This window comes from Frankia sp. CcWB2 (assembly GCF_977927585.1).
This window is the reverse complement of record NZ_CDWRCM010000079.1, coordinates 1-8,514: the sequence shown is the minus strand read 5'-3', so window position 1 is coordinate 8,514 and position 8,514 is coordinate 1. Positions and strand designations below refer to the sequence as shown.

General features: G+C 73.8%; 3 protein-coding genes and 1 pseudogene. All 4 read right to left on the bottom strand.

From position 1 onward, the window contains the following. Nucleotides 1–1,465: serine/threonine-protein kinase (locus ACY45C_RS10535; protein ID WP_462187443.1), on the bottom strand; the 1,465-nt coding region annotated here is incomplete at its 3' end. A 197-nt stretch (nt 1,466–1,662) separates the two neighbouring features. After that, nucleotides 1,663–3,810, bottom strand: coding sequence for an HsdM family class I SAM-dependent methyltransferase (locus tag ACY45C_RS10530; RefSeq protein ID WP_462187442.1), 2,148 nt, complete (start codon nt 3,808–3,810; stop codon nt 1,663–1,665). Then, complete coding sequence (drmB, locus tag ACY45C_RS10525) at nt 3,807–5,732, bottom strand: DrmB family protein (protein WP_462187440.1); 1,926 nt, start codon at nt 5,730–5,732, stop codon at nt 3,807–3,809. The genes ACY45C_RS10530 and drmB overlap by 4 nt, the downstream gene beginning before the upstream one ends. After that, nucleotides 5,732–8,514: pseudogene (drmA, locus tag ACY45C_RS10520) on the bottom strand (DISARM system helicase DrmA); the annotation flags it as partial. The pseudogene drmA and the gene drmB, both read right to left, overlap by 1 nt.

The following is an 8,514-nucleotide window of genomic DNA, read 5'->3' as shown; positions in this document are numbered from 1 at the left end:
GCAGATCGGCGAGCAGCGCCGAGAGGGTCTCGGCGGCCGACGCCCGATGGCCGGCGCCGAGCTGCAACAGCCCGATCTGCCGTCGCAGCTCGAAGACCTGGGCGTCGTCCGCACCGAACACCCTGATCTCGTCCTCCAGCAGCCCACGAAGCTGTTCGAGCGCCTGGCCGGTCTCACCGATCAGGGCCCGGCAGGTCGCCTCCCGCAGGCGGCAGCGCAGAACCCGCTCGCTGTCCGGAGCGTCCCGGTGGACAAGATCGACGAGAAGCGTGCGGTAGCCGTCCACGGCGCGGCGGAAGTCGCCGCCCTCGAACAGGTGGTCCGCCAGATCGAGACGGAGCGCGAGCACGTCCGCGCTGTCGTGGCCAAGGGCACGACCAGCCCGGTCCACCGCCGCCGCTAGCACACCGGCGGCCTGACTGTAGCGGGAGGCCCGGGCCAACGTCCGAGCTTCGTCCCGGGCACGACGAAGATCAGACCGCCTGATCCCGCCATCGGGCTCCCCGGGCGGCTCAGCAGTGGATCTCCGGGTGGAGGGGGCAGTGTTCGGGGCCGCCCCGCGCGGTACCACCCGGGCCGCGACCGCCGCGTACAGCCGTACCGGGTTGTCCGCGGCGTCGTCGACGGCCCCGGGAAGCGGGCCGAGGCCCACCACGGATCCGATCAACGCCGCGTACACCTTCTCCACGCTGCACGGGCGATCCTCCGGCGCCTTGCGCAGCATCGCGGCGACCAGCTCGTCGAGGCCGCCCGGCACGTCGGCGCGCAGCGACCGCACCCGCGCCGGGACCTCCTCGACCTGCTTGTTCATCACCGTGTAGGACGACGAACCGGCGAACAGCCGCTGACCGGTCAACATCTCGAACAGCGTGGCACCCAGCGCGTAGATGTCGGTGGCCGGCGTGCTCAGGCCGGCAAGCACCTGCTCGGGCGCCATGTAGGCGGGGCTGCCGAGGTGCTGGCCGGTCACCGTGATCTTCGACAGGTTGGTCCGGTCAAGCGCGACGGCGAGCCCGAAGTCCAGCACCTTCACAGTGCCGTCCGGCTCCAGCATCAGGTTCGCCGGTTTGAGGTCGCGGTGCACGAGCGACGCCCGGTGCGCTACCGCGAGCACCGAGGCCACCTGGGCGGCGATCGCGGCGGCCCAGCCGACGGGCAGCGCGCCCTGCTCGGCGACAAGATCCGCCACGCTGAGGCCGTGCACCCGCTGCATGACCAGGTAGGGACGCCCCTCGTGGGTACCCGCGTCGTACACCGCCGGCACCCCCGGATGCAACAGGCGGGCGGTGATGCGGGACTCCCGGATGAACCGGCGGATCAGCTCCTGGTCCGGCTGGCCGTCGGGAAAACGGACGAACTTGACCGCGATCTCCCGGTCGAGTTTCACATCCCGGCCGACCCAGACCTCACCCATTCCGCCTTTGGCCAATGGAACAGCCTCGAGCTCATACCGCCTATCGATCATCCACCGCGCGGCCACCGCGCCCCCGCCCCTTCCCGCCCGATCCCCGGGAACACTACCCCCACCCGGAAACGGCATCGGCCAGGGCATTGTCGGCCGGCCACAGCATTGTCGGGTTGCTGATCCCGGCTGCACCGCGCCGCCTTCACCGTCACCAGGACAAGGCTTCGGCCGGACCCGCGCACCGGGCAGGGGCGTCATTACATGGGACCTGTCGCCCCGCCCCGCAGGCTTCCGTCGGCGATTCCGAGATGACCGAGCCGGACGATGGTCTCGGCCAGTTCCACCGCGTCGCGCAGCGACTTCTCGACCATCGTGAGGCGATGGAAGTCGAGCCCCCGGGAACGCTGTTCGGCCAGCGGGAGAACCGGTATCCGGACCCGCCGCAGGCCGGCCGGCGGCGACGATCCACCCGAGCGGCCGGCGGCCTGGGCGTCCGCACCGCCACCGGATCGCCCGTGCGCCGGATGGCCGGCCGGCCGCAGGATCCCGGCCAGGAAGTACGGATCGAGCCGGTCGGGATCGCCCCGCAGGAGCACCACCCGCGGCCCGAGAACGGCACCCGCGTCCTCGACGACCCGGGCCGTGGTCTCCCCCGGCGCCGTCACACAGACGACGTCGCCGGGCCGGAGAACGAGCATTCCGGCCAGTTCCTCCGTCCGGCCCGACGGGCCCCGCCCATGCCGGACGTCGCCCGCGGTGAGCAGCGGCAGGTCACCGACCCCGGCCCTGGTCTGCAACGGGGCCATCAGGACCGTCAACGATCCGGCTTTCGCCAACTCACCGATCGTGACACTCGGCGAAGCCAGCCGGTCCGCCGGTCCGGATCCCCTCGGTGGGGTCAGGAGGGGAACCGCCGAGGACAACGAGGCCACCATCGCCAGGAAATCCTCCCGGACGGCAGGGAACTCACCGACAGCGGTTCTTTCCGGAGGATGGTCGATGTAGCCTCGCGGGCTCACGTCGACCTCGTCGTCGAGGAGGTCCGCAACGCACATCCGCCGGAATCCCGCCGGCAGATCGGCGGTGCCGCCGCCGAACCCGCCGGCGGCGACGAACAACGCCCAGGCCGCTTCGACGACGGCGATCTCACCGTGCGCCAGGCCCAGCAGTACCTGAGCGGACGTCGCCCCGGGCCCGCCGGAACCGGCATCGGGGCCGGCATCGGGGCCGGCACCGCGGCCGGCACCGCGGCGGAGCACCCACAGATCCGGGGCCGATCCCGTCGGGAACAGCCCGGGCGGCAGCCCCAGCACGGCGCGCAGTTCCCCGGCACGCAGCAGGTTCGCCCTGATGCGGCGCCCGGCCCGGCGCGACGCGGCGGCCGCCGGCATGATGACCAGCACCGGCGCGCCGTCCCGGGCGTGCGCCAGGCAGTACTGCACCCAGGCCAGCTCGGGTTCCCCCCGCGGTGGAACACCGTGGCGCCACCACGGCGCGCCGAGCAGCTCGTCGTAGCCCCAGGATCGCTGCCCGAACGGCGGGGCGCACAGGACCGCGTTGGCCCGTTCCCCGGCGAAGGCGCCGGCGAGCAGCGAGTCGCCCGCGACGATCCGCGCGTCACCACCCCGCAGCAGCAGTCCGACGGCGCTCACCCGCGCCATCGTCGGGTTGACGTCCTGGCCGAGCAGGCGGCCCGCCCCCGCGGCCCGGGCCGCCTCCAGCAGCCCGCCGATCCCGCAGGCCGGGTCGAGCACCGTGGCGGCCCCCGCTCGGCCGCGCAGGCCGGCGAGGGTCACCATCAGCTCCCCGACCGCCCGCGGAGGCTTCGCCACCTGCCGGGAGCAGACCTCGCGGTAGCGGGCGCGCAGCGCGTCGAAGAGCTCCGCGTGGCCGTGCCGGTCCGCCGCCTCGGCGGCGACCCGGGCGATCGCCACCCACCCGGTCTCCCAGGTGTCGGGGAAACCACCGGGAAGCTCCGGCACGGCGCGGGCGATCGCCGGTTCCAGGGATACCGCCGCCACCGCGTCGCTCTCCCCGAGCAGGGCCGTGGCGCCCGCGGGATCCCGCTGGCGCTGGATGAGGAACCCCCCGAGATGGCCGGTCACCTCACCGAGGCGCGGATCGTCGACGGCCCCCCGGATCCGCTGCCATACCTGGTCGGCCGCCTCGACCTGGAACGGTCGGTCATGCCGGGTGAGCCAGTCCGCCACGGAGGTCAGCGCGAACAGCGGGCTGGTCGACGTCCCCCCGACGGGTGCGGGAAAGTCGGCGAACCGGCGCCGCCAGTTGCTGACCGCGGCCCGCCCGACTCCGGCCAGCCGGGCGATGTCGGTGGCGGTGACCGTGGCCGTGTCTGTGGCCGTGGCAGCCGCGGAGCTCGCCGTGTCCCGGCCGCTCGTCTTCACGGCAGCCCGCCGAACAGGGCGAGGGCGCGGTCCTGCGGCTCGTCTCCGAGGGGCACGACGAACCGGCGGTCGAGGAAGCGGTTGCCACGCTCGCAGGTCGTCTCGGACACGAACAGGCAGACGTGGCAGGCGGCGCCGTGCAGGAAGTCGGCGGGCGCCGACGGCAGCCGCTCGGCGCACAGTGGATCGGACGAGCAGTGCCGGGCGTCGGCGAGGGCCCGGCGGGTCAGCCGGAGCAGCTGGTCGGGCTCGGCCAGCGACACCAGCCCGCCCAGGGTGCCCTCCGCGTCCGGGACGGCCGTGTAGATGAGGATGCCGCCGCGCGGGTCGCCGTCGTCCCCGGCGTAGATGCGTTCGCTCAGGCTGGCCGAGCTGTAGCCGCACTCCAGCGCGATGGTCCGGATGAGCAGGTGGGACAGGGTGTGCAGGGCGAGGAATCGCTCCCCGGGCCAGCCCTGCATGGGATCGAAGTCCCCGGCGATCCGGTCGGAGTAGCGGTTCACCCGGAATCGGCTGTAGGCGTCGCGGTGCTCGCGCATCGCGACACTGTCCGCGACGCGGCGCGCCCACGGGCCGAGGATCTCCTCGGGCACCCGCAGGAACACGCCCTCGCCGCGGACCTCGCTCGCCGGTACCCAGGAAGCCGGCCCACGGGCCAGCGGCGCCCGGATGACGAGGTCGGGGTCGTCCGGGTCGGGCGCGTCCAGCCGGGTGAACCCGGTCAGCGCCCGTACCTCCCGCAGGCGTTCGGCCTGCACGACGTCGGCGTAGCAGCCGGCAAGCGGCGCCGGCACACCGCCGGGCTCGCGGCGCAGGGCGAAATCGTCGGTGGGTTCGGGGAGGACGGCGGAGGAGAAGATCTCCCACTCCGGGGTGCGCAGATCCGGGTAGGCCCGCTCGTCGTCGGCGTCGGCACCCGGGGCCGGGCCGGTTTCGATCGCGGCGCGATGCCGCTCGACGGCAGCCCAGATCTCCTCGTCCGTCCATCGGGCGAACTCGCGCAGCACCGCGGTCTGCGCGCGCGCCCAGGCCAGCATCGACACCGTGGGAAGACCTTCCAGGGCGGTCCAGTGCTGTTCGACCTTGACCGCCAGCTCACTGGCGCCGGTCCGCGGCACCGACAGCACCGACAGCGTCTGGGCGAACCACTGGTTGGATGCGCCGACGACGAGCAGGCGGGACTCCTGCGGGCACCCGCCATCGGCGAAGGTCCCCAGGTGGGGATGGCGGCCCCGGCAGCGTGGCAGGTGCTCCGCCCCCCGGCGTCCCATGGCCTCCCGGATGTTGCGCCGGGCGTCGCAGTTCACGCACCGGATCTCGACGTTGGCGCCGAGGTTGCCGCCGCGGTCCTCCATCCGCAGCCGGGGATGACTCGCCTTGGCGCACTGCGCGCCCCGGTGCACGAACATCGGGTAGGGGAAGTCGTCGAGATGCCCCGCGGTGCAGGCGAGCACGAAGCGGGCCGCCACCGCGAGCGGCCGGCGGCCGGTCTTCTTCCGCCCGCAGGTGCCGTGGAAGAAGCGGGCGTCCTGGGGCCGGGTCAGCCACGGGTTCTCGAACCCGAACGCGCGGGAGGCGATCACATCCAGCTCGTTGCAGGCGGTGCAGCGCAGCCAGTTCGGGAACGGCACGGTGGGCACGCCGATCCGGGCGCCCTGCCCGCTGCGGTCGCCCGCGTCGGTCTCCGCCCACGGGGCCGGGCGCAGCTCGGTGACGCCCCGGTCATACAGCCGCCGCACGGCGGCGAGCAACCGCGGCTCGACGATCGGCTGGTACTCGGGGACGTTGCGGTAGTCCCAGTTGTCGACGCCGCGGACGATCGCGGAGAAGTTCGGCAGGTCGACGAGCGCGCCGACACCGCTGGTGAACATCAGGTGACTGGGCCGGACCGCGCCGACCCGCCGGTGGAACGCCGTGACCATCAGATGCCCCTCCCCGGGAGCGCCGCGCGGGCCGACCGCGCCGGACGGCCCGCCCGTGCCGCCACGAAGGCCGTCTCCCCCAGCTCGTCCCCGACCGGGGCGGCCTCGTCGTCCACTACCTCGTCATCCCTGCCGTCCGCCTCGCTGCTCCCGATCTCACCGCTGCTCCCGATCTCACCGGTAGCGTCGGCGTCCGGCGGCGCGCCGAACGCCCAGCCCGGCTCGCCGTAGGCGGGGGTGAAGATCTCGGCGGGGCCGGGCACCAGCAGGTTGATCTCGTGCTCAGTCTCCCGCATCGACTGGGCGACGGTGAGAACGTCCCAGCGGACGTGCCCGGCGGGCTCCAGCAGGCCGGTGACCCGCTGCTGTCCCCCGGCCGTGCGATAGCCGATGCGGGACGGGCCCGTCCTCGCCAGCTCCCACCTCTCGATCAGCTGCCGGATCCGTTCCTCGAGGTACTCCCGGCCGCGCGGCCCGGCGACGGCCTCGGCACGGGCCAGCAGCCGGTCGATCACTCCGCTGACCGCCGGGCCGGCGAGGTCCACGCCGTGGGCGTCGACGTTGCGGGTGTTCGCCTCGTCGGCGTGCCGGACGGCGGCGACGAACGTGCCGGTGGTGGTCCGGTCGAGGGAGCGGCGGGTGAACGGGGTCACGGACAGCGCCTCCACCTGCCGGTAGAAGGTCGCGTGGTAGTGCTCGAAGTCCTCGTAGTGGGCGAGATCCCGCGGCCGGGACCAGTTGTACAGGGTGACGACGAGACCCGGGCGGCCGGCGTCCCGGCCGACCCGGGAGGACGCCTGGATGTACTCGGCGGTGTTCTTCGGCTGGCCGATCACGGCCATCAGCCCGAACCGGGAGACGTCCACCCCGACCTGGAGCATCGAGGTCGCGAGCACCACGTCGACCGGGATCCGGTCCTGGTTGCTCCGGGCGCGAGTGCGCTCGGCGAGGGGGCGCGGTGCCCGCCGGTCCCGCTCCCTGCTCCGGAACGATGCACGGACGTTCTCGGCGACGGCCTCCCGCCGCGCGGAAGTGTCGAGCTCGGGGTCGAAGGGGATCTCCAGGCGGCCCAACACCTCGCTGATGTCCGCCGACGAGACCCGGGAGGTCAGCTCCGAGATCGCGAGCATGCCGGTACCGGTGACGATGCGGTTGGCGAGCCCCTTGCGCCGGCCGTGGGTACGCACCCGGGTGGTGACGTCGTCGTCGAGGTAGCGGCGCATACCGGCGAGCTCGCGGGTGGCGTTGAAGTAGCCGACGAGGGTCAGGTAGGGCTCGGCGGGGGTGCCGTGCCGGTCGAACAGGGTCTGGCCGGCGAGGAGCAGGATCTCGGCGAGGCGGATCTCGGCGGACTTCATCCTCGTCCCGTGCGCGCAGACGCCGAGGTAGCGCCGGCCCGGGGTGGCGGGGATGACCGGGACCCGCCGGGAGAAGAACGTATCGGTCACGTCGATCACCTGGGGCGGGAAGATGGCGAGGCCGCGGCCGAAGACGCCGAGCACCTGGTCGCGGGCCCGCCTGGTGGTCGCCGTCGAGGCCACGATCTTCGGGCCGGTGAGCGCGCCGGCCGGGACCGGCCAGGTGCACAGCTCGTCGACCGCGCTCTCGAACAGGCCGACGGTGGTGCCGAGCGCACCGGAGATCAGGTGCAGCTCGTCCTGAATGATCAGATCAGGCGGGCGCAGCCGGACGACCGGCTCGCTGGTCACGGCGGGCCGCCTGCCGCGGCTGTGGTGACGCTCGCCGCAGCCGGTGCGGGCGTCGAGGTCGTCGTGGCGGCACCCGTGCCGGGGGGGCAGCGTCGGCTCACCCGGCTGAACAGGATCCCCGCCTCGCCGCGCCAGGGCAGCTGGGCGAGCTTATCGACGGTGGCGATGACCAGGCTCGGGGCGTAGCGGTAGATCTCCTCGTCGACGGTGAGCACCGGCAGGCCCTCGTCGGGCGCCGCCCGCCGGGAGAACGGGCAGGCGTCGGCCCCCTCGCCGTTCGGGCAGTACAGCAGCACCCGGCGGAGGTCCTCGTCGACGTGGGCGTCAGTATGGGCCCCGAGCGCGCTGCCGCACCACGGGCAGCTCAGGGTCTGCAGGACGTTGGCCCGCTTGCCGTCGCCGGCCTCGCGCGCCTCGCCGACCTGGTCGCGGGCGTCCTCGAACCGGTTCGGGGACACCCCGCCGCCGACCCACAGACCGATGCGGAACGGCGTGGCACCCCAGGCCGCCGGGTCCGCGCGGCGCTGCACCTCGGCGGCGCAGACCAGGGTGGCGGCCCGCTGGAACTGTTGGGCGGTGAGCAGCCGCAGCGTGTACCGCATGAGGACGGCGACCCCGGCCTCGCCGGAGCGGGCCACGGTACCGGTGCCGACGGTCCCCTGTAGGCGGCGGATCGCGAAGGTGTAGGCGGTCAGGCCGAGGTAGGCCTCGGTCTTGCCGCCGCCGGTGGGGAAGAACAGCAGATCGACGACGGCGGTGGCGTCCGCGGCCCGCTCCGGGTGCGCCGGGTCGGTCAGGGAGGGCAGGTTGAGCAGCACGAAGCCGAGCTGGAACGGCCGCCAGGAGGCCTCCCCCGCGCCCCGGGCCCGCACGGCGGCGGTGGCCGCGGCGTAGTCCAGCCCCTGCTCGTCGCGCAGCCGGGCGATCGCCGTGTGCCGGCGCTGGGCGGCCATCGCCTCGTTGGCGAACTGGAACGCGGCCAGCGCCTCGCGGTGGCGCGGCTGGTCCTGGTCGGCGAGCAGGGCGATGCCGGCCCGGATGCGGTCCGCCGCTCGGCGGGCGTCGCCGATCGC

Bases quoted from the DNA above. Each gene is read 5' to 3' on its own strand.
- drmB (WP_462187440.1), bottom strand. From the start codon at position 5,732: ATGGTCACGGCGTTCCACCGGCGGGTCGGCGCGGTCCGGCCCAGTCAC.